Raw genomic sequence first — 25,108 nt, 5'->3', positions numbered from 1 at the left:
GTGGTGCATCCCCCTCTCCCCAACCCTCTCCCGCAAGGGGAGAGGGAGCAATACCCCAGGCACCACCCGCAGCGGCTGTAGCTCCCCTCCCCCCTCGCGGGGGAGGGGCCGGGGGAGAGGGGGCCAGGGCATAGGCCAAGGACGCCTCCTGCACCCCATGCCCGCCCTGCCCCAACGCCTGCTCGTACTCGCGCAGCGCACGGGCGGTGTGCGACGTGGGGTGCTGGCGCAGGTCTTGCGGCGGGCCTTCGGCCACCAGCAGGCCGCCGCCTTCGCCGCCCTCGGGACCGAGGTCGATGAGCCAGTCGGAGGCAGCGATGACATCCAGGTTGTGCTCGATGAGGATGAGCGAGTGCCCCGCGTCCAGCAACTTGCGCAGCGCCCGCATCAGCTTGGCGATGTCGTCAAAGTGCAGGCCGGTGGTGGGCTCGTCGAACAAGAACAGCGTGCCCTTGCGCGCCAGCGGTTGGCGGCTTTTGCTGGCGGATTTGGCGGCTTCGGCCAGGAACCCGGCGAGCTTGAGCCGCTGCGCCTCGCCGCCCGAGAGCGTGGGCACGCTCTGGCCGAGCTTGACGTACTCCAGCCCCACATCGACGATGGGCTGCAGCGCGCGCAGCACCTCGCGGTCGCTGGCGAACAGGTGGGCGGCCTCGCTCACCGTCAGCGCCAGCACCTCGGCCACGTTCAAAAAGCGGCCCGCACGCTCGATGCGCACCTCCAGGATTTCGGGCCGGTAGCGCTGGCCGTTGCAGTCCGGGCAGCGCAGGTAGACGTCCGACAAAAACTGCATCTCCACATGCTCAAAGCCCGAACCGCCGCAGGTGGGGCAGCGCCCGTCGCCGCTGTTGAAGCTGAACTTGGCGGCGGTGTAGCCGCGCTCGCGCGACAGCGGCGCGGTGGCGAATATTTCGCGGATGCTGTCCCACGCGCCGACGTAGCTCACGGGGTTGGAGCGCGCCGTTTTACCAATCGGCGATTGATCGACGAACACCACGTCGCTCAGGTGGTCCGCGCCCAGCAGGCGCTCGTGCGCGCCGGGCGCGTCCGTCGCTTTGCCAAACTGGCGCAAGAGCGCGGGCGCGAGGATGTCCTGCACCAGCGTGGATTTGCCCGAGCCCGACACGCCGGTGACGGTCACCAGGCGCTGCAGCGGAAACTCCACGCTGATGCCGCGCAGGTTGTGCTGGCGCGCGCCTTCGAGGATGAGGCGCACCGTAGCCTCAGTCACCGCCCTTTGGTAGCCCAGACCGATGTGCTTGCGCCCGCCCAGGTACTGGCCCGTCAGCGTGTCGGCACGGCGCAGCTCGGCCACCGTGCCGTCGAACACGATGCTCCCGCCGCGCTCGCCCGGGCCGGGGCCCATGTCGATGACGCGGTCGGCTGACAGCATCACCGCCGGGTCGTGCTCGACCACCACCAGGGTGTTGCCGGCATCGACCAGGCGGCGCATGGCCTGGTTGATGCGCTGCATGTCGCGCGGGTGCAGGCCGATGCTGGGCTCGTCGAGCACGAACAGGGTGTTGACCAGGCTGGTGCCCAGCGCCGTCGTCAGGTTGATGCGCTGCACCTCGCCGCCCGAGAGCGTGCGGCTTTGCCGGTCCAGCGTGAGGTAGCCAATGCCGACGTCGCACAGGTACTGCAGGCGGATGGTGATTTCGGCATGCAGCAGGCGCAGGGCCTGGGTGGTGGCGTCTGCCCCCTCTCCCCCGGCCCCTCCCCCGCGAGGGGGGAGGGGAGCCACAGCCGCTGCGAGCGGCGCTGGGGTGGCAGCCCCCTCTCCCCCGGCCCCTCCCCTGCGGGGGGGGAGGGGAGCCACAGCCGCTGCGAGCGGCGCTGGGGAATCTGCCCCCTCTCCCCTTGCGGGAGAGGGTTGGGGAGAGGGGTGCTGCGCCGCAAAAAACCGCCGCAATTTGTCCAGCGGCAGCAGCATCACATCGTGCAGGCACAGCCCCGGCAAGGCTTGGAGCTGCGCCCGGCTCCAGAGCGTGCCCTGGGGCAGGAAGCGCTGCTCGGGCGAGAGCACGGCGTCGGCGTCCTCACGCGTGCCGATGCGCCACAGCAGGCTCTCGGTCTTGAGCCGCGCGCCGCCGCAATCCGGGCAGGGCGTATAGCTGCGGTACTTGGACAGCAGCACGCGGATGTGCATCTTGTACGCCTTGGTCTCCAGGTAAGCGAAGAAGCGGCGGATGCCATACCACTGCTGGTTCCAATTGCCTTTTTTGAAGTCCGGCTGGCCCTCGATCACCCACTGCTGCTGCGCCGGCGTGAGCTTGCTCCAGGCAGTGTCGCGCGGGATGCCGGCGGCTTCGGCATGGCGCATCAGGTCGTCCTGGATCTCCTGCCAGGCGGGGGTCTGTATGGCCTTGATGGCGCCGGCCCGGAGCGTGAGTTTTTCGTTGGGGATCACCAGCCCCCAGTCCACGCCAATCACCCGGCCAAAGCCCCGGCAGGTGTCGCAGGCACCGACGGCGGAGTTGAAGGAGAACTGCGAGGGGATGGGCTCGGCGTAGCGCACATCGCTCTCCGGGCAATGCAGGCCGGTGGAGAACTTCCATAGCACGGGCTCGCCTTCGCCATCGTCAGGCAAGCGGTACACCGCCATGCGGCCGCCGCCGCGCTGCAGGGCTGTTTCAATGGCCTCGATGGCGCGCTCGCGCTCGGCGTTGGCCAGGCGGAAGCGGTCGGCCACCACATCCAGAATTTTGCGATCACCCTCCTCCCGCTCGGCCTGCACCTTGGTGTAGCCGCTGGCAGACAACCATTCCTGCATCTGCGCGGGCGTCACGCTGGCGGGCAGCTCGACGGCGAAGGTGATGACGATGCGCGGGTCATTTTCTGCCGCACAACGCCTTTGCAATTCGGCGTAGATGCTGTCGGGCGAGTCGTGGCGCACCGGCAGCGCGGTCTGGCGGTCAAAGAGCTGCGCGGCGCGGGCAAACAGGAGCTTCAAGTGGTCGTTGAGCTCCGTCATCGTGCCCACGGTGGAGCGGCTGGAGCGCACCGGATTCGTCTGGTCGATGGCAATCGCCGGCGGCACGCCTTCGACCTTGTCCACGGCGGGCTTGTCCATGCGGTCGAGAAACTGGCGCGCGTAGGCGCTGAACGTCTCCACGTAGCGGCGCTGGCCCTCGGCGTAGAGGGTGTCGAACACCAGGCTGGACTTGCCCGAGCCGCTGGGGCCGGTGACCACGGTCAGCTCGCCGGTGCGGATGTCCAGGCTGAGGTTTTTCAGGTTGTGCTGGCGCGCACCGTGGATGCGGATCTCTCCCTGGGTCATACAGTTCATCCTGGCAAAAGCTGGGGCCAAAATTCTAGGCGCTACGCCCCTGCCAGCAGACGGGCAGAAAAAAACCCCGCGACCCAAAAGGTTGCGGGGTTTTGGCCTTCAGGCCGCTGGCGGGATGCCAGCGGGGGAAGGATTAGAAGTTGTGGCGGACGCCGACGGCCAGGGAGCTGAAGTCGTCGCCGGCCTTGCCAACGTTGATAGCGCTGCCAGCCTTGTTGTTCACGGCGGTGTAGTAGCCGTACACCTTGGTGCGCTTGCTCAGGTTGTAGTTGTAGCCCAGGGTCCACTGCGTAGCGGCGGAATCAGCCACGTTGCTCCACTTGTTGGCGTGGCCAAGGTTGGCGTGGAACTCCGAAGCGCCCAGGGTGTACATGCCGGACAGACGGAAATTGTTGCGGGTGCCAGCACCGGTAGCCACCAGCTGGTTGTCGTCCTTGTTACGCTGGTAGTAAGCGCCGACCGTGAATTGGCCGAAGGTGTAGGCAGCGCGCAGGCCCAGTTGGTAGTTGCTGTTGACGTAGCTGTAGCCAGCGCCCAGAGCCAGGGGGCCCATGCCGTAGTTGGCAGCCAGGTCGTAGCCGTACTTGCCGCCGGCACCGGACGGTTGCTCGTGGAAGCTCACAGCGCCTTCAGCGGTGAAGCCGCCGAAGCTGGGGGTGCGGTAGGCCAGCTTGTTGCCAGTGCCCAGCTTGCCGAACCACACGGGATCGTAGTACAGGGCGTCGGACGAAGAGCCGGTGTCGTGGTTGTGCATGCTGATGTAGTCAGCGGTAGCGAAGTACGACTCGGGGAAGAAATTGCCCAGGCGCACCATGCCGAAGTTGCCCGACAGGTTCACTTCGCTTTGACGGCCAAAGGTCAGGCCAGTAGCGCCAGAGCCGGCGCCGGTATCGGAGGCAAAGCCGGACTCCAGCTGGAAGCCAGCCTTCAGGCCGCCGCCCAGGTCTTCCACGCCCTTGAAGCCAAAGCGGGAAGAGTTGTTGAACATGCCGGTGGTCTTCACGTCGCCGGCCTTTTGGTATTCAACGGTGGTGTTCACGCGGCCATACAGCGTCACGCTGCTTTGGGCCATCACGGAGGTAGCGCCAGCGGCGGCCAGCACGGCCAGCACGAGGTGTTTCTTTTGCATGTGTTTTCCTTGTAGGGAGGGATTCATCGAGAAGGCGTAGGGGCAAGGTTGGCAGGGTTGACCGGACAACGCACATGCAACTACTGGACGCAAATTCTAGGGGCAAGCTCCGGCCCTGCAGGGCTTGGCGGCGGGGAGTGACGTTTATCTACCACAAACATGCCGCAGTGTGATGACGGCTCAGTCGCGGGCGTACATATCGACGTTCTTGGTCTCGGGCAGGAGCGCCATGCCCAGCAGCAGGGTCATGGCGGCAACGCCTATGGGGTACCACAGGCCGTTGTACATATTGCCGGTCTGCGCCACGATGGCGAACGACATGGTCGGCAGCAGCCCGCCAAACCAGCCGTTGCCGATGTGGTACGGCAGGCTCATCGAGGTGTAGCGGATGCGCGTCGGGAACAGCTCGGCCAGCATGGCGGCGATGGGGCCGTACACCAGGGTCACCAACAGCACCAGGTAGGCCAGGATGAGCACGATCAGCGGCTTGTTCATCTTCTGCGGGTTGGCCTCGGTGGGGTAGCCCGCCTGCGCCAAGGTGTCGGCCACCGTTTGGCGAAATGCCGTTTCGCGCGCCCACAGCCGCTCAGCGGCCACCGCCTGGGCATTGAAGCTGGCAATGCGGTGGCTGCCGATTCTGACCTCGGCCGTGCTGCCGGGCGGGGCGGCTTCGTTGTCGTAGCTCACCGAATGGGCTGCCAGCACCTGCTTGGCAATGTCGCACGAGCTGGTAAAGCGCGCCGTGTCCGTAGGGTTGAACTGGAACGAGCACTGCGCCGGGTCGGCCCAGACGACGACCCGGTTGCGCTCCTGCGCCACCACCAGATCGGGGTTGGCAGCCTGCGCCAGCCACTGAAAGGCCGGGAAATACGTTGCCACCGCCAGGGCGCAGCCGAGCATGATGAGGGGCTTGCGCCCCACCTTGTCCGAGAGCGCGCCAAACACCAGAAAAAACGGCGTGCCCAGGCACAGCGCCAGCGCCATCAACACATTGGCCGTGACGGCATCGACCTTGAGCTGCTGCGTGAGAAAGAACAGCGCATAGAACTGCCCCGTGTACCACACCACGGCCTGCCCCGCCGTCAGGCCCAGCAGGGCGATGAGCACCACCTTCAGGTTTTGCCAGCGGCCAAAAGCTTCGGCCACGGGCGCGCGCGAGGTGCGCCCGCGCGCCTTCATGCGCTGAAAGGCGGGCGATTCCGCCAGCTTGAGCCGAATCCACACCGACACCGCCAGCAGCACGATGGAGAGCAAAAACGGCAGGCGCCAGCCCCAGTCGTTGAACGCGGCCTCGCCCAGGGCCGTTCGTGTGCCCAAAATGACCAGCAGCGACAAAAACAACCCGGTGGTCGCCGTGGTCTGGATCCAGGCGGTGTAGGCGCCGCGCCGGCCAGCGGGCGCGTGCTCGGCCACGTAGGTGGCGGCGCCGCCGTATTCACCGCCCAGCGCCAGGCCCTGCAGCAGGCGCAGGCCAATCAAGATCACCGGCGCCGCCACGCCGATGCTGGCGTAATTGGGCAGCACGCCCACCATAAAGGTCGCCAGCCCCATGATGAGGATGGTGACCAAGAAGGTGTACTTGCGCCCGATCATGTCGCCCAGGCGGCCAAACACCAGGGCACCAAAGGGGCGCACGATGAAGCCGGCAGCAAAGGCCAGCAGCGCAAACAAAAAGGCCGAGGTGGCATCGAGCCCGGCAAAAAACTGCTGGGCAATGATGGTGGCCAGGGCGCCGTAGAGGTAGAAGTCGTACCACTCGAACACCGTGCCCAGCGACGAGGCCAGGATCACCCGGCGCTCCTCGCGCGACATGGGGCGCGGCGCACCACCCCCGCCCGCATCCTGCGCAGCGCTGCCTGTCATGCTGATGTCTCCTTATGGCCTTATGGATTTCCCCGATGGGGCTGGTGAAACCACTATCGGAGGGCGCACTGACGATGCACTGACGCCTTGCCAACACCGGCTGACGGCCGCCTGACCCCTTGCTTACAACCCCCGCAGCAACCCTTAGGCAGCGTTTTTTGATGTGAAAAAACGCCAAATACCCCGGAAAAACCCCTATCTACATCCCATCCCTGCACGTAAGCCGGCGGTCAGAACCCATTCGCAGAATCCGCCCGTTCGTGCATTGCAAGCGGCGGTGCATGGCAAAACCACCCGCAAGAGGAGACAAGCATGAGTGACCCGGTAGTTGAAAAAATTCAACGCCATCCGAAGTACCAGGAGCTGCGTGCGAAACGCACCCCCCTGGGTACGGTGCTGACCATTTTGATGTTGATCGTGTACTTCGGTTACATCGGACTGATCGCATTCGACAAGGCGTTTCTGGCCAAACCCATTGGCGCGGGCGTGACCTCGCTGGGTATTCCCATTGGCATGGGCGTGATCCTGTTCACCATTGCCATCACCGTGTACTACGTGCGCATTGCCAACAACAAGTTCGACGCCCTGACCGCCGACATCATGAAGGACGTGACCAAATGAAGCACGCCAAAACCCTTGCCAGCTGTGCGCTGGCCCTTGCCGGCCTGGCGGCCCTGGGCGTGGCCCAGGCCGCCGGCGGCGACGTCGGCCAGGCCGCCAAGCAGGAAACCAACTGGACGGCCATCGTCATGTTCGGCATCTTTGTGGCCGCCACGCTGTGGATCACGAAGTGGGCCGCCTCCAAAACCCGCTCCGCCGCTGACTTCTACACCGCCGGCGGCGGCATCACGGGCTTTCAAAACGGCCTGGCGATTGCGGGCGACTACATGTCGGCCGCCTCCTTCCTGGGCATTTCCGCCGCCGTGATGGCCTCGGGCTACGACGGCCTGATCTACTCCATCGGCTTTCTCGTGGGCTGGCCCATCATCACCTTCTTGATGGCCGACCGCCTGCGCAACCTCGGCAAATTCACCTTTGCCGACGTGGCCGGCTACCGCTTCGCCCAGGCGCCCATCCGCATGTTCGCGGCCTCGGGCACGCTCATCGTGGTGGCCTTCTACCTGATTGCACAGATGGTTGGCGCCGGCCAGCTCATCAAGCTGCTGTTCGGCCTGGAATACTGGATGGCCGTGGTCATCGTCGGCGCGCTGATGATGGTCTACGTGCTCTTCGGCGGCATGACGGCCACCACCTGGGTGCAGATCATCAAAGCGGTGATGCTGCTGCTGGGCGTGACTTTCATGGCCTTCATGGTGCTGGCCAACTACGGCTTCAGCCCCGAGGCACTGTTTGCCAAGGGTGTCGAAGTGCGCACGCAAATCGCCGCCAACACCGGCATGAGCCCTGAAGAAGCGGCCAAGAAGGGCCTGTCCATCATGGGCCCGGGCGGTTTCATCAAGGACCCGATCTCGGCCATTTCGTTTGGTATGGCGCTGATGTTCGGCACCGCCGGCCTGCCGCACATCCTGATGCGCTTCTTCACCGTGCCCAACGCCAAGGAAGCACGCAAGTCGGTGGGCTGGGCCACGGTGTGGATCGGCTACTTCTACATCCTGATCTTCGTCATCGGCTTTGGCGCCATCACCATGGTGCTGACCAACCCCGAAATGGCGGACACCGTCAAGGGCGTCATCAAGGGCGGCGCTGGCACGGCCAACATGGCTGCGGTGCTGGTGGCCAAGAGCGTGGGCGGCAACATTTTCTACGGCTTCATCTCCGCCGTGGCCTTTGCCACCATCCTGGCTGTGGTCGCCGGCCTGACGCTGTCGGGCGCCTCCGCCGTGTCGCACGACCTGTACGCCACCGTCATCAAGGGCGGCAAGGCCGACAGCGCCGCTGAGCTGAAGGTCTCGCGCATGACCACCCTGGCCCTGGGCGCCGTCGCCGTGGTGCTGGGCATCTTGTTCGAGAAGCAGAACATCGCCTTCATGGTGTCGCTGGCCTTCGCCATTGCCGCCTCGGCCAACTTCCCGGCGCTGATCCTGTCCATCCTGTGGAAGGGCTGCACCACACGCGGTGCCGTGGTCGGTGGCTTCATGGGCCTGATCTCCTCGGTGGGCCTGACCATCGTCTCGCCCTCGGTGTGGGAAGCGACCTTTGGCAACCCCGCTGGTTCGGCCCTGTTCCCCTACTCTTCGCCGGCCCTGTTCTCCATGACCATCGGCTTCGTCGGCGTGTGGCTGTTCTCGATCACCGACAACAGCAAGCGCGCCGCACAAGACCGCGCAGGTTTTGCAGCGCAGCAAGTGCGCTCGGAAACCGGCCTCGGCGCCGCCGGCGCATCAGGCCACTGAGCACCGCGTTCCCCTCCAGCAGCCCCTTGCGGGCTGCTTTTTTCACACGCCTGGCAGGCTTTTTGCCAGGCGTTTTTTTTATGGCTGCGCGTCGATAAACGCCTGCGCCTGGCCAAAGTGACCGCAGCCCATGAAAGGCACGGGCGGGCGCAGCGCCGACAGCGGCGAGGGGTGGTTGGCGCACAACACCAAATGCCCCCGATCCGCCGCAATCAGCGCCTGCTTGGCCTGGGCGTGCCGCCCCCAGAGCATGAACACCACCGGGCGCGGCCCCTGGGCGATGTGGCGAATGACGGCGTCGGTCAAGCACTCCCAGCCCTGGCCGGCGTGGCTGGCGGGCTGGCCCTCCTCCACCGTCAGGCAGGTATTGAGCAGCAGCCAGCCCTGGCGCGCCCAGTCCACCAGGCTGCCTCCGGGCTGCGGGAACGCCGGCGCCGGCAGGCCCAGGTCACGCTCGCGCTCCTTGAAAATGTTGCGCAGCGACGGCGGCAGCGGCACGCCCGGGGCCACAGAAAACGCCAGCCCCTCCGCCTGGCCGCGCCCGTGGTACGGGTCTTGCCCGAGGATGACGACGCGCACCGCCTCGGGCGCCGTCAGCGCCAGCGCACGCAGCGGCTGCGGCGGGAACACCACCGCCCCGGCGTCCAGGCGCGCCTGCAAAAAACCCTGCAGCGCCCGCCCCTGGGGGCTGGCAAAAAAATGCTGCACCAGCGGCTGCCAGCCCGGGGCTACGGGCCAATCCTGGGGCTGCGCTTGCTGCAGGCAATCCCCACACGGGGAACCAGGCGTATCGAATAAAGAATTCATAAAAAATGCCTCTAGCGCTTATCCAGCAAGCGAAAGCAGCTATTGTTTTAATAGCAAATCTGCGTCTGTATCGACGCGGTTGCGCCCGGCTTGCTTGGCGCGGTAGAGGCTGGCGTCGGCCTGCGCCAGCAGGGCTTCGGGGCTGCTCTCGGCGCTGGGCACCAGGCAGGCCAGGCCGACGCTGATGGTGACCACGGGCGCGGCGCCGGACTGCACGTGCTCGCGCTCCAGGGCCTGCACGCTGCGCAGCAGCTGCTGGGATTTGTGCAGTGCGCCGGCGTGGTCGGACTCGGGCAGCAGGCAGACGAATTCTTCACCGCCGTAGCGCGCCACCAGGTCGTGCGAGCGCGTCAGCTCGTTTTTCAAGGTGCTGGCCACGGCCTGCAGGCAGGCGTCGCCCTCGGGGTGGCCGTAGTGGTCGTTGTATTGCTTGAAATGGTCGATGTCGATCAGCAGCAGCGCCAGCGGCTGCTGATTGCGCCGGCAGCGGCGCCATTCGGCCTGCAGTTGCTGATCGAAGTGGCGCCGGTTGGCAATGCCCGTGAGGCCATCCACATAGGCCAGGCGGTGCAGCGCCTCTTGCTGCGCCCGCTGCTCGGTGCGGTCTTCAAACATGGCCATGAAGTGCCCGCCAAACACCAGGCCGCTGATGTCCATGGTGCGCGCCTCGCCCTTCCAGGTGTGGATGTGGTACTCATGGTGCGGGATGACGCCGTCGTGCTCGGCGGCGTACTCCAGGCTTTGCTGCCAGCGCACCAGCACCTGCTGGCGGTAGGCGGCATCGGGGTACACCGACTGCCACCACTGCAGCAGGGTCAGGGGCTGGGTATGGGGGTAGCCCAAGATTTCCTCAAATTTCCGGTTGCGGAAGTAAAACTGCCCCTGGGCATCGACCATGCACAGCGCCAGGGGCATTTCTTGCAGCACGTGCTGCAGCAGGCGCTCGGTTTCCTGCAGCTTGAGGGTTTGCTGCTGCTGCTCGGTCACGTCGTGGATGTAGCCGTGCCAGAGCACGCCGCCAGCCTCAATGCGCTGGGGCTGCGCCTGGCCGCTGAGCCAGCGCTCGCCACGCTCGGGCAATTGCACGCGGTACAAGTCGCGCCATGGGCTCAAATCAAGGGCCGATTGCATCACGCTGGCGTGAACGCGCTCTTGGTCTTCGGGCACGATGCGCTCAAACGCCGCCTGCGCGCTCTGCTGCAAATCCTCGGCGCTGTGCCCGTAAATTTGCTGCACCCCCGGGCTGACGTAGGGGAAGCTGGTGCGGCCATCGGGCCAGAGGCAGAACTGGTAGAGCATTCCTGGCACGTTCTCTGCCAGATGGTCCAGGCGCTCTTGCAGCTGGCGCCGTTCGGTCACGTCGGTTTTGGTGCCCACCACGCGCAGCGGCTGGCCGGCTGCGTCGCGCTCGATGATGCGGCCCCGGTCCAAAATCCACTGGTAATGCCCGTCTTTGCAGCGGATGCGATGCAGGCACTCGTACACCGGCGCGCGCCCTTGCAGGTGGTCGAGCCAGGCTTTTTCGGCGCGATCCCAGTCGTCGGGGTGCACGCGGCTGCTCCATTCGCTCAGGCTGTCGCCAATTTCGGCCTCGTCGTAGCCGAGCATGGTTTTCCAGACGTGGGAGTAAAAGATTTTCTCCGTGCGCAAGTCGTAGTCCCACACGCCCTGGCCCGTGGCTTCGAGCACCGCCTGCCAGCGCTCTTGCAGGGCCACCTCCTGCGCCGCCAGCTGGCGCCGGCGCAGCTGCTGCAGGCGCAGCCCCAGGGCCGTGAGCAGCAAGGCGCTGCCGTACAAGCCCGTTTGCAGCCACACTTTGCTGTACCAAGGGGCCAAGATGGCATCCATCTGGCGCACCACGGCGGCCACCAGGGGTTTGTCCATGTCCAGGCGCGCGGGCGCAATCAGCTGGTAGGCCGCCATGTATTCCTTGCCGCCGGGCAGGCCCTGGCCCTGCAGCACCTGGCTGCTCAGGCCGCTGCGGCGAAAGCGATCGAACAGCAAGCCGGCATGGCGCACGTTGGCGCCGCCGGGCAAACTGGCGTCAGCGCCTTGGGCAATGAAGCGCTGGCCGTCGGCGTGCACCAGGCCGGCGCGCATGTCGGGGGCGTAGATCACCGATTGCACCAGGGTGCGAAAAGCCTCGGCATCGAGCGCGGCTGCGAGCACGCCGCCAAAACCACCATCGGGCCCGGACACGGTGCGCGCCAGGGTGAGCACCCACAGGTCGGGAAAGGGCTCGAATGGTGGGCTGACGACCAAGTGCTCGCCCTGCATCTGGCGGGCGGTGATGAAGTAGGGGCGCTGGCTGAAATCTGCGCCCACCAGCTCTCGCCGGTCTGAAGCCAGGACGCGCCCCTGGGCATCGACCAAATTGAGCGCGGTGACGCCGACCATGGCGTCGGAAAAGGCATCGAGGCGCTCGTTCAGCGGTATGCCCTCGTCGCCGCGCGCACGCCAGCGCGGCAGCTGGCCCAGAATGCCCGTCAGGGTGCGGTCGATAGACTTGAGCTGCAGGGCGACGTTGTCGTGCACGGTGCGCGCCTGCTGCGCCAGGCGCACGCGCTCGCTGCGCTCGGCCTGCAGGCGCGACTGCCACAGGTTCATGGCCAGCACCAGGCCCAGCAGCACAAAAACCAAGGCCCACCAGCGCCATTCACGGGCGCTGCGCTGGGCCAGGGTCAAGGGCGAAGTGGGCACAGGGCGCAAGGGTGAGGGGGGGGGCGACGGGGCCACCCGGCCCCGTCAGGCGAACAATTCTGCCAGCGCCAGCCCGGGGTCGGGGGCGCGCATCAAGGTTTCGCCCACCAGGAAAGCCTGGATGCCAGCGGTGCGCATTTGCGCTACGTCGGCTGGCGTGGCAATGCCCGATTCGGTCACCAAAATGCGCTCGGGCGGCACCTGCGCGCGCAGTGCCAGGGTGGTTTGCAAGCTGACGTCGAAGGTGCGCAGGTTGCGGTTGTTGATGCCGACGAGCGGCGTGCGCAGGCGCAGCGCGCGTTCGAGCTCGGGGCCGTCGTGCACTTCAACGAGCACCGCCATGTCCAGGCTGCGGGCGATGGCTTCAAAGTCGTGCAGCTGCGCGTCGTCCAGGCAGGCGGCGATGAGCAGGATGCAGTCGGCCCCCATGGCGCGCGATTCATAGATTTGGTACGCATCGACCATGAAGTCCTTGCGCAGCACCGGCAGGCTGCAGCTGGCGCGCGCCTGCTTGAGGTCGTCGGGCTGGCCCTGGAAGAACTGGCGGTCGGTGAGCACCGAGAGGCAGGCGGCGCTGACGCGGCCGTCGCCATCGGCGTAGCTTTGCGCGATGTCGGCGGGGATGAATTCGCCCTGGCGGATCACGCCCTTGCTCGGGCTGGCTTTTTTGATTTCGGCAATCACAGCGGCCTGGCCGGCGGCGGTTTTTGCGCGCAGGGCGCCGACGAAGTCGCGCGTGAGCACGCGGCTTTCGGCGTCGGCGCGGATGCGTTCGAGGGAGATTTTCTTGCGCGCCGCCGCCACTTCTTCGGCTTTGACGGCGCAGATTTTTTGCAGGATGTCGCTCATGCGGATGCTTTCAGGGCTGCGGGTTTCAGGCGGCCAGGGCGTGCGTGCGCGCCACCAGCTGGTCGAGTTTGTGCAGCGCCGCGCCGCTGTCGATGGCCTGGTGCGCCAGGGCCAGGCCGCTGGCGATGTCGTCGGCCACGTTGGCAGCGTACAGCGCCACACCGGCGTTGAGGGCCACGATCTCGCGCGCCGCGCCGCCTTCGCCGCGCAGCACGCCCAGCAGCAGCGCGCGCGATTGCTCGGGCGTCTCGACCTTGAGCGCGCGGTTGCTGACCATGGCCAGGCCGAAGTCTTCGGGGTGGATTTCGTACTCGGTGATGGCGCCGTTTTTCAGCTCGCCGACCAAGGTGGCGGCGCCCAGGCTGACTTCGTCCATGCCGTCGCGGCCATAGACGACGAGGGCGTGCTCGGCGCCCAGGCGCTGCAGCGCACGCACCTGGATGCCGACCAGGTCGGGGTGGAACACGCCCATCAGGATGTTGGGCGCACCCGCCGGGTTGGTCAGCGGCCCGAGGATGTTGAACAGCGTGCGCACGCCCAGCTCGCGGCGCACGGGGGCGACGTTTTTCATCGCCGGGTGGTGGTTGGGGGCGAACATGAAGCCGATGCCGACCTCGGCAATGCACTGCGCGATGTGCTCGGGCGCGAGGTTGATGTGCACGCCCAGCGCCTCCATCACGTCGGCGCTGCCGCTCTTGCTGGAGACGCCGCGCCCGCCGTGCTTGCTCACGCGCGCGCCGGCAGCGGCGGCGACGAACATGGCGCAGGTGGAGATGTTGAAGGTGCCCGCGCCATCGCCGCCGGTGCCGACGATATCGACCAGGTGGCGCGTATCGGTCACCGGCACCTTGGTCGAGAGCTCGCGCATGACCTGCGCCGCCGCCGTGATCTCGCCAATCGTCTCCTTCTTCACGCGCAGGCCGGTGAGCAGGGCCGCCGTCATCACCGGCGAGAGCTCGCCGCGCATGATCATGCGCATGAGGTCGAGCATCTCGTCGTGGAAGATCTCGCGGTGTTCGATGGTGCGCTGCAGCGCCTCCTGGGGGGTGATTTTGTTCATACCAGCCTCTATGATTTTGATAGCTGCTCGCGCTTGCTACATAAGCATTTGCGCATGTTTTGATACGCAAACGCCCTAAATACAAGCGCTAGGCGCTATGCTTTTTGCTCAAGAAAGTTGCGCAGCATGGCGTGGCCGTGCTCGGTGAGGATGCTCTCGGGGTGGAACTGCACGCCCTCGATGGCCAGCTCGCGGTGGCGCACGCCCATGATCTCGCCGTCCTCCGTCCAGGCGGTGATCTCCAGCACCTCGGGGCAGCTCTCGCGCTCGATGGCCAGCGAGTGGTAGCGGTTGACGGTGAATTTTTCCGGCAGGCCGGCGAACACGCCTTTTTGCGTGGTGGTGATGGTGCTGGTCTTGCCGTGCATCAGCGCTTGCGCGCGCACGATGCGCCCGCCAAAGGCGGCGCCAATGCTCTGGTGCCCCAGGCACACACCCAAAATCGGCAGCCGGCCGGCAAAGTGCCGGATGGCGGCAACCGAAATACCCGCCTCGGCTGGCGAGCAGGGGCCGGGCGAGATCACCAGCCGGTCGGGCGCGCGCGCGGCGATGCCCTCCAGGGTGATCTCGTCGTTGCGAAAGACTTCGACCTCGGCGCCCAATTCGCCAAAGTACTGCACGATGTTGTAGGTGAAGCTGTCGTAGTTATCGACCATCAAGAGTTTCATGTGCCTTCCCCTGGCGCGTGCTGGCGCGCAAATTCCCGGTGCTCGTAGGCGATGTAGGCCTCCATCATGCTGCGGTAGATGGCCTCGATGACGTCAGGCTCGCCGCCCTCTTGCAGCGCCCGCTCGCGTACGCGCGCGACGATGGCCTCGATGCGTTCTTCGTCGCGCACCTGGCTATCGCGCTGCTTGATGCGCGCCGCCTGCGTCATGTAGCCGCCCCGGGTGACCAGCAGCGGCACCAGGATGTCGTCCAGCGCATCGATGGCGCGGCGCACATCCGCCATGGTGTTGCAATGTTGTGTCTGCTCGATTGCGCGCGTCGTCATTCCAGTCCTTCTTCCACCAATTCAGCGGCGCGCAGCAGGGCACGCGCCTTGTGTTCTGTTTCCTTCCATTCCAGCTCCGGAACGGAATCGGCCACCACCCCGGCGGCCGCTTGCACGTACAACATGCCGTCCTTGACGATGGCCGTGCGGATGGCAATGGCCACGTCCATGTCGCCGGCGTAGCTCAGATACCCGCAGGCGCCGCCGTACAGGCCGCGCTTGGTGGGTTCGAGCTGGTCGATCAGCTCCATGGCGTGCACCTTGGGCGCGCCAGTGAGCGTGCCCGCCGGGAAGGTGGCCTTGAGCACGTCCATGCTGCTCATGCCCTCGTTCAAGATGCCCTCGACGTTGCTGACGATGTGCATCACATGGCTGTAGCGCTCGACCACAAAGGCTTCGGTCACCTTCACGCTGCCCACCTTGGCGATGCGGCCGATGTCGTTGCGCGCCAGGTCGATGAGCATGACGTGCTCGGCGCGCTCCTTCGGGTCGTTGATGAGTTCTTGCTCGGCCGCCTTGTCTTTCTCCGGCGTCGCACCGCGTGGACGGGTGCCGGCCAGCGGGCGGATGGTGACCTTGGTGCCCGCCTCGGTCTGCTCCTGGCGCACCAAAATCTCGGGGCTGGCGCCCACCACCTGGAAATCACCAAAGTGGTAGTAGTACATGTAGGGCGAGGGGTTGAGCGAGCGCAGCGCGCGGTACAGCGACAGCGGGCTTTGCGTGTAGCGCTTGTGGATGCGCTGGCCCACCTGCACCTGCATGAAGTCGCCCGCCGCGATCAGCTCCTTGGCCTTGGCCACCGCCGCGAGGTAGTCCTGCTTGACAAAGCTGCGCTCGGCCGGGTGGCTTTCGCTCGCCAGCACCTGCGGCGCGCTGACCGAGTACTTGAGCAGCTCCTTCAACTCGCGCAGGCGTTTCTTGCCGCGCGCATAGGCTTCGCTCTGGCCCGGGTCGGCGTAGACGATGAGGTAGAGCTTGCCCGAGAGGTTGTCGATGACGGCCAGCTCCTCGCACTGCAGCAGCAGGATGTCGGGGCAGCCCAGGGTGTCGGGCGGGCAGGTGGCTTCGAGCTTTTTCTCGATATAGCGCACCGCGTCGTAACCAAAATAGCCCGCCAGGCCACCGCAAAAGCGCGGCAGGCCGGGGCGCAGCGCGACCTTGAAGCGCTTTTGGTACTGGGCGATAAAGTCCAGCGGGTTGCCATGGGCGGTTTCCACCACCTGGCCGTCGGTCACGACCTCGGTCTTGGCGGCGCTGCCGAAGCCGCTGGCACGCAAGAGCGTGCGCGCCGGCAGGCCGATGAAGCTGTAGCGCCCAAAGCGCTCGCCGCCGACCACCGATTCGAGCAAAAAGCTGTTGCGGCCATCACCCTTGGCGTGGGCCAGCTTGAGGTAGAGCGAGAGCGGGGTTTCGAGGTCGGCAAAAGCCTCGGCCAGCAGCGGGATGCGGTTGTAGCCGGCGCGCGCCAGGCTTTGAAATTCAAGTTCGGAAATCACAGGGGGAAGCTCCCAGTGGGGGCGGCAGGCACGGTGCACAACCGGCGCCGCAGTTCAAGCAAAAGGCCCGGCGGGGGGCCCAAAAAGCGCACCGGGCGGTGTCCGGCGGCGGGCAAGGTGTTACGTATGGACAGGCTTGCGCCAGGGCCAGGCTCCCCGGTCGGCACGACCTGCAAGTAACACGCGGTGAATGAACATGGGCGCAAAGTGTAGCAAAGGGCCGCTGCCCGCAGCGCCATCGGCCACGCCAACCGCCCCATACCCCCGCATAAACCCTATTGCAGCCCCACCCAGGGCTGCAAACAATTAGAAACGCACGAGCGTTCTCTTTTAGGAGTTTGTATGGCTTTCTTCCCGCGCCTGGCCGTTACCGCTGCCGCCCTTGTCCTCGCTTGCAGCAGCGCCCTGGCACAAATCACCGTCGCTGACGTGAAGTACGACGCTGATGCCAGCGTCAACGGCACATCCTTGCACCTCAACGGCGCCGGTGTGCGCTACAAGGCCGTGTTCAAGGTCTATACCGCCGGCCTGTACCTGGAGAAAAAAGCCGAAACCACGCCAGAAGTGCTGGGCCAGAAAGGCCCCAAGCGCCTGCGCATCGTCATGCTGCGCGAAATTGACGCCGCCGAGCTGGGCAAGTTGTTCTCGCGCGGCATGGAAGACAACCTCGACCGCTCCACCTTCTCCAAGCTCATTCCGGGCGTGATGCGCATGAGCCAAGTCTTTACCGACCACAAAAAACTGCTGGCCGGCGAGGAGTTCTCCATCGACTGGGTGCCGGGCACGGGCACGGTCATCACCGTCAAGGGCAAGGTGCAGGGCGAATCGTTCAAGGAACCCGAGTTTTTCAACGCCATGATGAACATCTGGCTCGGCCCGCAGCCGGTGGATTGGAAGCTCAAGGACGCCCTCCTAGGGAAAACCCAGTAAGGATTTATGCATAAACCGGGCCCCGAAACGCCTGAACCTGGAGGGGCTGCTCTATATTTCGTCTCTGATTGTTTCAAAAAGGAGACACCGTGCAATTCCTCCATCGCCTGACCGTTTCGCGGCGTCTGGCTACCCTGGTGGCCCTGGCCTTGCTATCCATGGTGGCGCTGCTGCTGAGCACCATGCTCAGCGAACGCAGCCTGCTGCTGACCGAACGTGCCGCCAATGTGCGCCAAGTGGTAGAAACCGCCCACGGCCTGGTGGTTTACTACCACAGCCTGAGCAAAGACGGAAAGCTGCCCGACAACGTTGCCCAGGAGCGCGCCCTGGAGGCCATGCGCTCGCTGCGCTACAGCGGTAAAGAGTATTTCTGGGTCAACGACATGCAAACGCGCATGGTCATGCACCCCATCAGCCCGCAGCTCGAAGGCAAAGACCTGAGTGGTACCAAAGACCCCAACGGCAAACTCCTGTTCACGGAGTTTGTCAACACCGTCAAACAAAAAGGCGAAGGCTACGTGGAGTACCAATGGCCCCAGCCCGGCAGCGACAAACCGGTGGACAAAATCTCTTACGTCAAGGGCTTTGCCCCCTGGGGTTGGATCGTTGGCTCGGGCGTTTACGTCAACAGCGTGCAGGCCACTTTTGTGCAGCGCCTGCTCGAATCGGGCGCCGTCGCCGTGGCGCTGGCCTTGTTGCTATTGGGGCTGAGCTGGGCGATTGCACGCAGCATCTTGCGCCAACTGGGTGCCGAGCCCGCAGTGCTCAACGCCATCACACACCGCATCGCCAGCGGCGACCTGACGGCTGAAATTCCCAGCGACGTGGACAGCAACAGCGTGGCCCACGGCATCCGCTCCATGCGCGACAGCGTCGCGCGCATCGTGCTCGACGTGCGCCGGGGCTCCGAAGGCGTGGCCACCGCCAGCAGCGAGATCGCCCAGGGAAACCACGATCTGTCGGCGCGCACCGAAAGCCAGGCGAGCGCGCTGCAGCAAACGGCAGCATCCATGGAGCAGCTGGGCTCGACCGTGCGCCACAACGCCGACAACGCACAGCAGGCCAACCAACTGGCGCTGGGCGCTTCGCGCGTGGCCGAGCAGGCTGGCGGCGTGGTCGCCGAGGTCGTGACCACCATGCAGGGCATCTCCACCAGCAGCCACAAGATTGCCGACATCATCGGCGTGATCGACGGCATTGCGTTTCAGACCAACATCCTGGCGCTCAACGCCGCCGTCGAAGCCGCGCGCGCCGGCGAGCAGGGCCGGGGCTTTGCCGTGGTCGCGGGCGAGGTGCGCAGCCTGGCCGGGCGCAGCGCCGATGCAGCCAAAGAGATCAAGCAGCTCATCACCGACAGCGTACAACGCGTCGAGCAAGGCACGCAGCTGGTGGACAAGGCCGGCAGCACCATGGAGGAAGTCGTCGCCAGCATCCGCCGCGTGACGGATTTGATGGGCGAGATCAGCGCCGCCAGCCGCGAGCAATCGAGCGGCGTGGCCCAGGTCGGCGAGGCCGTGACGCAGATGGATCAGGCAACGCAGCAAAACGCTGCCCTGGTCGAAGAAATGGCCGCCGCCGCCAGCAGCCTCAAATCGCAGGCGCAGCAGTTGGTGGAAACCGTCTCCGCCTTCCGCGCCGGCGCCGAAACCAGCCAACCCGGCCCGCGCTACAGCAGCCCGGCGCCCACCAACCCGTCTATGCCCGCGCCCGCGAGCACCAGCATCCGCCGCCCTGCCCCCGCAACCCCCACAATCAAGGCCGCGCCCAAGGCAGCCCTGGCACCGCCACCGCCTAAACCGGCGGCCAAGCCCGCTGCCGGCGCAGATGACGACTGGGAAACCTTCTGAGGCCCCCGCCAAAAACACAAAAGCCCCGATCTGGGGCTTTTGTGTTTTCCAAACGCCTGCGCCTCAGGGTTTGGCGGCCAGGCATTCCTTCATGAAAACTTTGCGTTTGTCGCCCGCCAGATTTTGTTGTTTGGCATCGGCGTTGCAGGCCTTCATTTTTTCTTGTTGCGGTGTGCCCTGGGCGACCTCAGCCTGGGGCTTGTTGCTCAGGCACTGCTTCATGAAGGCCTTGCGCTCATCGCCCTTCAAGTCCTTGGTCTTGGCCTCGGCGTTGCAGTCTTTCATCTTGGTCTGCTGCGCCGTAGGGGCTTTGGCAGCAGGGGCTTCGGCATTGGCCGCCTGGGCGGCAGCAGAGAAAGCAAGACTGGCAACGGCCAACAAGGAAAGCAGTTTTTTCATGCAAGACTCCTACAAATAAAAGGAAGGCACGCACCACTGTCTGGCGCGCGCCACAGGATAACGCGCCACGCCTGCCGGGCGATGACGGGGTGACCCGTAGAATTCGCCCCCATGCTCAGCGTGAAACAACAATTGCTCGCAGCCCTGGCTGGCGAGCTCGAACAACTCTCCCCCGGTGCGGGCAGCCGCGCCGCCTTTGAATCGCCCAAGGTGGCCGCACATGGCGACTTCGCCTGCACCTCCGCCATGCAGCTGGCCAAGCCGCTCAAGGCCAACCCGCGCGCCCTGGGCGAGCAGCTGCAGACGACCTTGATGGCCACGCCCGCCTTTGCACAATGGGTCGATGCCATCGAGATTGCCGGCCCAGGCTTTTTGAACATCCGCCTGAAGAACAGCGCCAAGCAGCAGGTGGTGCGCGAGGTGCTGGCGCAGGGCACGCAGTTTGGCGTGCAGCCCGCGCGTGGCGAGAAAATCCTGGTCGAATTCGTCTCCGCCAACCCCACCGGCCCGCTGCACGTCGGCCATGGCCGCCAGGCGGCGCTGGGGGACGCGATTTGCAACCTCTACGCCAGCCAGGGCTGGGCCGTGCACCGCGAGTTTTATTACAACGATGCCGGCGTGCAAATCGACACCCTGACCAAGAGCACGCAGCTGCGCGCCCAGGGTTTCAAGCCCGGTGACGCCTGCTGGCCCACCGACGCCGAAAACCCACTGGCGAAGAATTTTTACAACGGCGACTACATCCAGGACATTGCCAACGCCTTTTTGGCCCGGGAAACCGTCCAGGCCGACGACCGCGCTTTCACCGCCAATGGCGATGTGCAGGATTACGACAACATCCGCCAGTTCGCCGTCGCCTACCTGCGCAACGAGCAGGACAAGGATCTGCAAGCCTTCAACCTCAAGTTCGACGAGTACTACCTTGAGTCGAGCCTGTACACCAACGGCCACGTCGAGGCCACCGTCAACCGCCTGATCGAGGGCGGCCACACCTACGAACAAGACGGCGCGCTGTGGCTCAAAAGCACCGACTACGGCGACGACAAAGACCGCGTGATGCGCAAGAGCGACGGCGGCTACACCTACTTTGTGCCCGATGTGGCCTACCACATCCAGAAATTCCAGCGCGGCTTCACCAAGGTGGTGAACATCCAGGGTACGGACCACCACGGCACCATCGCCCGCGTGCGCGCCGGCCTGCAGGCAGCCGACGTCGGCATCCCCGCCGGCTACCCCGACTACGTGCTGCACACCATGGTGCGCGTGGTGAGAAACGGCGAAGAAGTCAAAATCAGCAAGCGTGCGGGCAGCTACGTCACGCTGCGCGACCTGATCGAGTGGACGAGCAAAGACGCCGTGCGCTTTTTCTTGCTCTCGCGCAAGCCCGATACCGAATACACCTTCGACATCGACCTGGCCGTGGCGCAGAACAACGACAACCCGGTGTTCTACGTGCAGTACGCGCACGCGCGCATCTGCTCGGTGCTGCGCGGCTGGCGCGAGGACTACGACCTGGCACAACTGGCCAGCGTGGATTTGTCGCCGCTGGAAGGCCCGCAAGCCCAGGCGCTGATGCTGCTCTTGGCCAAGTACCCCGACATGCTCACCGCTGCCGCCACCGGCAACGCCCCGCACGACGTGACTTTTTACCTGCGCGAGCTCGCCGCCTGCTACCACAGCTACTACGACGCCGAGCGCATTCTGGTGGACGACGAAGCCGTCAAGCACGCCCGCCTGGCGCTGGTGGCGGCCACCGCCCAGGTGCTGCGCAACGGCCTGGCCATGCTGGGCGTATCGGCCCCTGAAAGAATGTAAGCGCCATGAAACACACCCAACGCGGCAGCACCATCGTCGGCTTCATCCTCGGTTTGCTCGTGGGCCTGGGGGCGGCGCTAGCCGTCGCGGTGTACGTGGCCAAGGTGCCTGTACCGTTTTTGAACAAGGCCGGACTGCGCAGCGCCAGCCAGGACAGCGCCGAAGCCGAGCGCAACCGCAACTGGAACCCCAACCAGGCCCTGACCGGCACCATGCCTGCGCGCCCACCGCAGGCCGAAGCCCCCGCCAGCACCGATGCCAAGCCGGAGGCCAAGGCCGAAGCCAAGACCGATCCCAAGGCTGACGCCAAAGCCGACACCAAAGCCCCGGCCAAGGAAACAGCGACCTCCGACCCGCTGGGCGACTTTGCCAAAGCCAAGACCAGCGCCAGCCCGGCCGCCACCACCAACGCCGAGCCGCACGAATACTTCGTTCAGGCCGGTGCCTACAACACCCAAGGCGACGCCGATGCACAGCGTGCCAAGCTCGCCATGCTCGGCTGGGAGGCCAAGGTCAGCGAAAACAAGAAGGACGGGCGCCCGGTGTTTCGCGTACGCGTGGGGCCGTTTGCCAAGCGCGACGACGCCGCCGGCCTGAAAGAAAAGCTCGACGATGCCGGCGTGCAAACCAACCTGGTGCGCGTGCAGCGCTGAACTTTTGTCGCCTGCTGCGCTCTAGCCCTTCGATAAAACAAGGAGTTTTCCGATATGCAACGCCGTGAATTTTCCCGCTGCGCCGCCGCCCTCGCCGCTGGCAGCCTGGCCCTGCCAGCCCTGGCCCAACTGCGCGAAGGCAAGGACTACCACAAGCTCTCCAAGCCCGCACCGACCGAGGCGCCTGCGGGCAAAATCGAGGTGGTGGAGTTCTTTGGCTACTTCTGCCCACACTGCAACTCCTTTGAGCCCACGCTGAGCGCCTGGACGAAAAAAGCCCCCAAGGAAATCGCCTTCCGCCGTGTGCCGGTCAACTTCAACCCCAAGACCGTGCCCATGCAAAAGCTGTACTACGCGCTCGAAGGGCTGGGCAAGCTCGAAACCCTGCACGCACAGGCGTTTCGCACCATCCACGTCGAGCGCAAGCCGCTGCAGGAAGACGAGCAAATCTTTGCCTGGGCCAGCGCCCAGGGCCTAGACCTGAGCAAATTCAAAGAGATGTACAACTCTTTTGGCGTTGCCAACCAGGTGCGCAAAGCCACCCAGCTGCAGCAGGCTTATGAAGTCGAAGGCGTGCCCTCCATGGGGGTGGCCGGGCGCTACTACATCGACGGCAATATGTCGGGCAGCATGGACAACATGCTGCGCACCGTGGAGCAACTCGCCGCCCAGGTCGGCAAAGCCTGATCCTCTGCGCCCTCCCCACCGCGCCCGCCGCCGGCGGGTTTTTTTGCGCCCGCCGGGCGCTGTCACCCATGTGACAAATCCATGTCAAGGCTGATTTTTTTGTAAGCCTGGTATAGGGCAGCCCCCCAAGAATGCAGGCGCCATGTTGCACTGCAGCATGACTTTCATCCACGCACAACAACCGGGAGAGCCATGTCCAATCCACTGTATGAAAACATCAAGCGCGACCCGCGCTACGCGCAGCTCGTGCGCGAGCGCGGGCGCTTTGCCGCCACGCTGGCACTCTTGGTGATTGCGGTCTTTTTTGCCTTCGTGCTGCTGGTGGCCTTTGTGCCGGGCGTGATTGCCCTGCGCCTGGTCGAGGGCAGCAACCTGACGCTGGGCGTGGCCCTGGGGTTCTCCCAGTTCGTGTTCTTCTGCCTGCTGACCTGGGTTTACGTGCGCCGTGCGAACAGCGACTTTGATGCCCGCAACGCCCAGATCGTCGCCGACGCCTTGAAGAAAGCCGCATGATGCATCGCCACATTCCCCACGCTCGCCGCGCACTCGCGGCCCTGCCCCTGCTGCTGCTGCCCGCACTGGCCCTGGCCGGCCCCGACCTGGGCGCCACGCAAAAGCAGCCGCTGAACTGGCACGCCATCGGCATGTTCTTCGTCTTCGTGCTGATGACGCTGGCCATCACCTACTGGGCCGCCGGGCGCTCCAAGTCGGCGTCGGACTTCTACACCGCCGGCGGCGGCATCACCGGCAAGCAAAACGGCCTGGCGATCGCCGGCGACTTCATGTCGGCCGCCACGCTGCTGGGCCTCACGGCCATGATCTACGGCGACGGCGTCGATGGCTACATCTACATGGTGGCCTTCTTCGTCGGCTGGCCCATCATTTTGTTTTTGATGGCCGAGCGCCTGCGCAACCTGGGCAAGTTCACCTTTGCCGACATCACCGCCTACCGCCTGAGCCAGGGCCCGGTGCGCACCATGGCGGCCGTCAGCTCGCTGACCGTGGTGTGCTTCTACCTGGTGGCGCAGATGGTGGGCGCCGGCCAGCTCATCAAGCTGCTGTTTGGCCTGGACTACCACGTGGCCCTGGTCGTGGTCGGCGTGTTGATGATGGTTTACGTCATCTTCGGCGGCATGGTCGCCACCACCTGGGTGCAGATCATCAAAGCCTGCATGTTGCTCGTGGGCGGCACGGCCATCATGCTGCTGGCGTTCTCGCAGTTTGGCTTCAGCTTCGACACCCTGACCACCAAGGCCATGGAGGTGCACAAGCTGGGCGCCAACATGCTCTCGCCCGGCAAGCTGCTGGCCGATCCGGTCACGGCCCTGTCCATGGGCCTGGGCCTGATGTTTGGCATCGCCGGGCTGCCGCACATCCTGATGCGTTTTTTCACCGTCACCAACGCGCAGGAGGCGCGCAAATCGGTGTTCTACGCCTCGGGCATCATCGCCTTCTTCTTCAACGTCATCGCCATCATGGGCCTGTGCGCCATCGTGCTGGTGGGCACCAACCCCGACTTCTTCGAGGGCGGCCAGGTCGGCGGCAAGCTCATTGGCGGCGGCAACATGGTGGCGCTGCACCTGGCCAAGGCCGCTGGCGGCAACCTGCTGCTGGGCTTTTTGTCGGCCGTGGCCTTTGCCACCATCCTGGCGGTGGTGGCGGGCCTGGCGCTGGCTGGGGCCTCGGCCATCTCGCACGACCTGTACGCGCGCGTCATCATGAAGGGCCAGGCGAGCGAGGAAAAGGAAATCCGTGTCTCCAAGTTCGCGACTTTGGGCCTGGGCGTGGTGGCGGTGCTGCTGGGCATGGCGTTCGAGAAGATGAACGTCGCCTTCATGGTGGCACTGGCCTTTGGCGTCGCCTCCTGCGCCAACTTCCCGGTGCTGCTGATGTCGATGTACTGGAAGGGCCTGACCACGCGCGGTGCGCTCGCCGGCGGCTACACGGGCCTGATCAGCTCGGTGCTGTTCGTGCTACTGTCCAAGTCGGTATGGGTGGACGTGCTGGGCAATGCCGCGCCGCTGTTCCCCTACACCCAGCCGGCGCTGTTTGCCATGCCGCTGGCCTTCCTGGCGATCTACGTCGTCTCCACGCTCGACCGAAGTGCCCGTGCCGCCAGCGAGCGGGACGCGTTTGACGACCAGTACGTGCGCGCCCAAACGGGCGTGGGCGCTGCCAGCGCCGCCGCGCACTGAGCCCAACCAGCCCCCCGACGCGGGGGGCTGCGGGCCGGGGGAGA

The 25,108-nt window shown here is 65.4% G+C and carries 19 protein-coding genes and 1 pseudogene; 9 read left to right on the top strand and 11 right to left on the bottom strand.

Annotated elements, in window-relative coordinates:
• Positions 1-168: 168 nt before the first annotated feature.
• The 3 genes and pseudogenes from G7045_RS14875 to G7045_RS02470 form a co-directional block, all read right to left on the bottom strand.
• Positions 169-3,277: pseudogene (locus G7045_RS14875) on the bottom strand (excinuclease ABC subunit UvrA); the annotation flags it as partial.
• A 142-nt stretch (positions 3,278-3,419) separates the two neighbouring features.
• A complete protein-coding gene (locus G7045_RS02475; protein WP_166156822.1) occupies positions 3,420-4,415 on the bottom strand; it encodes a porin in 996 nt (331 codons plus the stop codon).
• Between the two features lie 180 nt (positions 4,416-4,595).
• Positions 4,596-6,278, bottom strand: coding sequence for an MFS transporter (locus G7045_RS02470; RefSeq protein ID WP_166156818.1), 1,683 nt, complete (start codon positions 6,276-6,278; stop codon positions 4,596-4,598).
• Between the two features lie 312 nt (positions 6,279-6,590).
• Here G7045_RS02470 and G7045_RS02465 point away from each other — a divergent pair, with 312 nt between their 5' ends.
• The gene (locus G7045_RS02465; RefSeq protein WP_166156815.1) at positions 6,591-6,899 is read left to right on the top strand and encodes a DUF485 domain-containing protein; all 309 of its coding nucleotides are present in this window, start codon (positions 6,591-6,593) and stop codon (positions 6,897-6,899) included.
• Positions 6,896-8,632, top strand: coding sequence for a cation acetate symporter (locus G7045_RS02460; protein WP_166156812.1), 1,737 nt, complete (start codon positions 6,896-6,898; stop codon positions 8,630-8,632). The genes G7045_RS02465 and G7045_RS02460 overlap by 4 nt, the downstream gene beginning before the upstream one ends.
• A 78-nt stretch (positions 8,633-8,710) precedes the next feature.
• Here the strand turns inward: G7045_RS02460 and G7045_RS02455 are convergent, their stop codons facing one another.
• The 7 genes from G7045_RS02455 to trpE all read right to left on the bottom strand — a co-directional run bounded on the left by G7045_RS02455 (position 8,711) and on the right by trpE (position 16,538).
• On the bottom strand, positions 8,711-9,439 hold the full coding sequence (locus G7045_RS02455) for a uracil-DNA glycosylase (RefSeq protein ID WP_166156809.1): 729 nt from the start codon (positions 9,437-9,439) through the stop codon (positions 8,711-8,713).
• Between the two features lie 39 nt (positions 9,440-9,478).
• Positions 9,479-12,139, bottom strand: a complete 2,661-nt coding sequence (locus G7045_RS02450) for a diguanylate cyclase domain-containing protein (RefSeq protein ID WP_166156806.1) — start codon at positions 12,137-12,139, stop codon at positions 9,479-9,481.
• Positions 12,140-12,184: 45 nt separating this feature from the next.
• Positions 12,185-12,988 (bottom strand): indole-3-glycerol phosphate synthase TrpC, encoded by an 804-nt coding sequence (gene trpC, locus G7045_RS02445; protein WP_166156803.1) that lies wholly within the window; start codon positions 12,986-12,988, stop codon positions 12,185-12,187.
• 25 nt (positions 12,989-13,013) lie between these two features.
• The gene (trpD, locus tag G7045_RS02440) at positions 13,014-14,048 is read right to left on the bottom strand and encodes an anthranilate phosphoribosyltransferase (RefSeq protein ID WP_166156800.1); all 1,035 of its coding nucleotides are present in this window, start codon (positions 14,046-14,048) and stop codon (positions 13,014-13,016) included.
• Between the two features lie 95 nt (positions 14,049-14,143).
• Complete coding sequence (locus tag G7045_RS02435; RefSeq protein WP_166156797.1) at positions 14,144-14,716, bottom strand: aminodeoxychorismate/anthranilate synthase component II; 573 nt, start codon at positions 14,714-14,716, stop codon at positions 14,144-14,146.
• Positions 14,713-15,042 (bottom strand): chorismate mutase, encoded by a 330-nt coding sequence (locus G7045_RS02430; RefSeq protein WP_166156794.1) that lies wholly within the window; start codon positions 15,040-15,042, stop codon positions 14,713-14,715. Before G7045_RS02430 ends, G7045_RS02435 begins: the two co-directional genes overlap by 4 nt.
• The gene (trpE, locus tag G7045_RS02425) at positions 15,039-16,538 is read right to left on the bottom strand and encodes an anthranilate synthase component I (protein ID WP_166156791.1); all 1,500 of its coding nucleotides are present in this window, start codon (positions 16,536-16,538) and stop codon (positions 15,039-15,041) included. The genes G7045_RS02430 and trpE overlap by 4 nt, the downstream gene beginning before the upstream one ends.
• 342 nt (positions 16,539-16,880) lie before the next feature.
• Here trpE and G7045_RS02420 point away from each other — a divergent pair, with 342 nt between their 5' ends.
• Both G7045_RS02420 and G7045_RS02415 read left to right on the top strand, forming a co-directional pair.
• A complete protein-coding gene (locus tag G7045_RS02420; RefSeq protein ID WP_166156788.1) occupies positions 16,881-17,468 on the top strand; it encodes a chalcone isomerase family protein in 588 nt (195 codons plus the stop codon).
• 158 nt (positions 17,469-17,626) lie between these two features.
• Positions 17,627-19,315 (top strand): methyl-accepting chemotaxis protein, encoded by a 1,689-nt coding sequence (locus tag G7045_RS02415; RefSeq protein ID WP_166160322.1) that lies wholly within the window; start codon positions 17,627-17,629, stop codon positions 19,313-19,315.
• Between the two features lie 63 nt (positions 19,316-19,378).
• Here the strand turns inward: G7045_RS02415 and G7045_RS02410 are convergent, their stop codons facing one another.
• A complete protein-coding gene (locus G7045_RS02410; RefSeq protein ID WP_166156785.1) occupies positions 19,379-19,714 on the bottom strand; it encodes a PsiF family protein in 336 nt (111 codons plus the stop codon).
• Between the two features lie 111 nt (positions 19,715-19,825).
• Here G7045_RS02410 and argS point away from each other — a divergent pair, with 111 nt between their 5' ends.
• The 5 genes from argS (at position 19,826) to G7045_RS02385 (ending at position 25,064) form a co-directional block, all read left to right on the top strand.
• A complete protein-coding gene (gene argS, locus G7045_RS02405) occupies positions 19,826-21,529 on the top strand; it encodes an arginine--tRNA ligase (protein WP_166156782.1) in 1,704 nt (567 codons plus the stop codon).
• Between the two features lie 5 nt (positions 21,530-21,534).
• A complete protein-coding gene (locus G7045_RS02400; protein ID WP_166156779.1) occupies positions 21,535-22,182 on the top strand; it encodes an SPOR domain-containing protein in 648 nt (215 codons plus the stop codon).
• Between the two features lie 54 nt (positions 22,183-22,236).
• The gene (locus G7045_RS02395) at positions 22,237-22,869 is read left to right on the top strand and encodes a thiol:disulfide interchange protein DsbA/DsbL (protein ID WP_166156776.1); all 633 of its coding nucleotides are present in this window, start codon (positions 22,237-22,239) and stop codon (positions 22,867-22,869) included.
• 192 nt (positions 22,870-23,061) lie between these two features.
• Positions 23,062-23,382 carry a DUF485 domain-containing protein gene (locus G7045_RS02390; RefSeq protein ID WP_205737199.1) on the top strand — a complete coding sequence of 107 codons (321 nt, stop codon included), beginning with the start codon at positions 23,062-23,064 and terminating at the stop codon, positions 23,380-23,382.
• The gene (locus G7045_RS02385) at positions 23,382-25,064 is read left to right on the top strand and encodes a cation acetate symporter (RefSeq protein ID WP_166160320.1); all 1,683 of its coding nucleotides are present in this window, start codon (positions 23,382-23,384) and stop codon (positions 25,062-25,064) included. The genes G7045_RS02390 and G7045_RS02385 overlap by 1 nt, the downstream gene beginning before the upstream one ends.
• Positions 25,065-25,108 lie beyond the last annotated feature (44 nt).

The sequence above is a fragment of the Acidovorax sp. HDW3 genome (genome assembly GCF_011303755.1).
Lineage (GTDB): Bacteria > Pseudomonadota > Gammaproteobacteria > Burkholderiales > Burkholderiaceae_C > Paenacidovorax.
Note: the sequence above shows the minus strand (reverse complement) of the source record. Positions and strands in the feature narration are given on the sequence as shown.

Coding starts and splice junctions, on each gene's coding strand:
- argS (WP_166156782.1), top strand. CDS start 19,826: ATGCTCAGCGTGAAACAACAATTGCTCGCAGCCCTGGCTGGCGAGCTC.
- G7045_RS02435 (WP_166156797.1), bottom strand. CDS start 14,716: ATGAAACTCTTGATGGTCGATAACTACGACAGCTTCACCTACAACATC.
- G7045_RS02460 (WP_166156812.1), top strand. CDS start 6,896: ATGAAGCACGCCAAAACCCTTGCCAGCTGTGCGCTGGCCCTTGCCGGC.
- G7045_RS02470 (WP_166156818.1), bottom strand. CDS start 6,278: ATGACAGGCAGCGCTGCGCAGGATGCGGGCGGGGGTGGTGCGCCGCGC.
- G7045_RS02385 (WP_166160320.1), top strand. CDS start 23,382: ATGCATCGCCACATTCCCCACGCTCGCCGCGCACTCGCGGCCCTGCCC.
- G7045_RS02400 (WP_166156779.1), top strand. CDS start 21,535: ATGAAACACACCCAACGCGGCAGCACCATCGTCGGCTTCATCCTCGGT.
- trpD (WP_166156800.1), bottom strand. CDS start 14,048: ATGAACAAAATCACCCCCCAGGAGGCGCTGCAGCGCACCATCGAACAC.
- G7045_RS02410 (WP_166156785.1), bottom strand. CDS start 19,714: ATGAAAAAACTGCTTTCCTTGTTGGCCGTTGCCAGTCTTGCTTTCTCT.
- G7045_RS02430 (WP_166156794.1), bottom strand. CDS start 15,042: ATGACGACGCGCGCAATCGAGCAGACACAACATTGCAACACCATGGCG.
- G7045_RS02415 (WP_166160322.1), top strand. CDS start 17,627: ATGGTGGCGCTGCTGCTGAGCACCATGCTCAGCGAACGCAGCCTGCTG.
- G7045_RS02465 (WP_166156815.1), top strand. CDS start 6,591: ATGAGTGACCCGGTAGTTGAAAAAATTCAACGCCATCCGAAGTACCAG.
- G7045_RS02395 (WP_166156776.1), top strand. CDS start 22,237: ATGCAACGCCGTGAATTTTCCCGCTGCGCCGCCGCCCTCGCCGCTGGC.
- G7045_RS02455 (WP_166156809.1), bottom strand. CDS start 9,439: ATGAATTCTTTATTCGATACGCCTGGTTCCCCGTGTGGGGATTGCCTG.
- trpC (WP_166156803.1), bottom strand. CDS start 12,988: ATGAGCGACATCCTGCAAAAAATCTGCGCCGTCAAAGCCGAAGAAGTG.
- G7045_RS02475 (WP_166156822.1), bottom strand. CDS start 4,415: ATGCAAAAGAAACACCTCGTGCTGGCCGTGCTGGCCGCCGCTGGCGCT.
- G7045_RS02390 (WP_205737199.1), top strand. CDS start 23,062: ATGTCCAATCCACTGTATGAAAACATCAAGCGCGACCCGCGCTACGCG.
- G7045_RS02420 (WP_166156788.1), top strand. CDS start 16,881: ATGGCTTTCTTCCCGCGCCTGGCCGTTACCGCTGCCGCCCTTGTCCTC.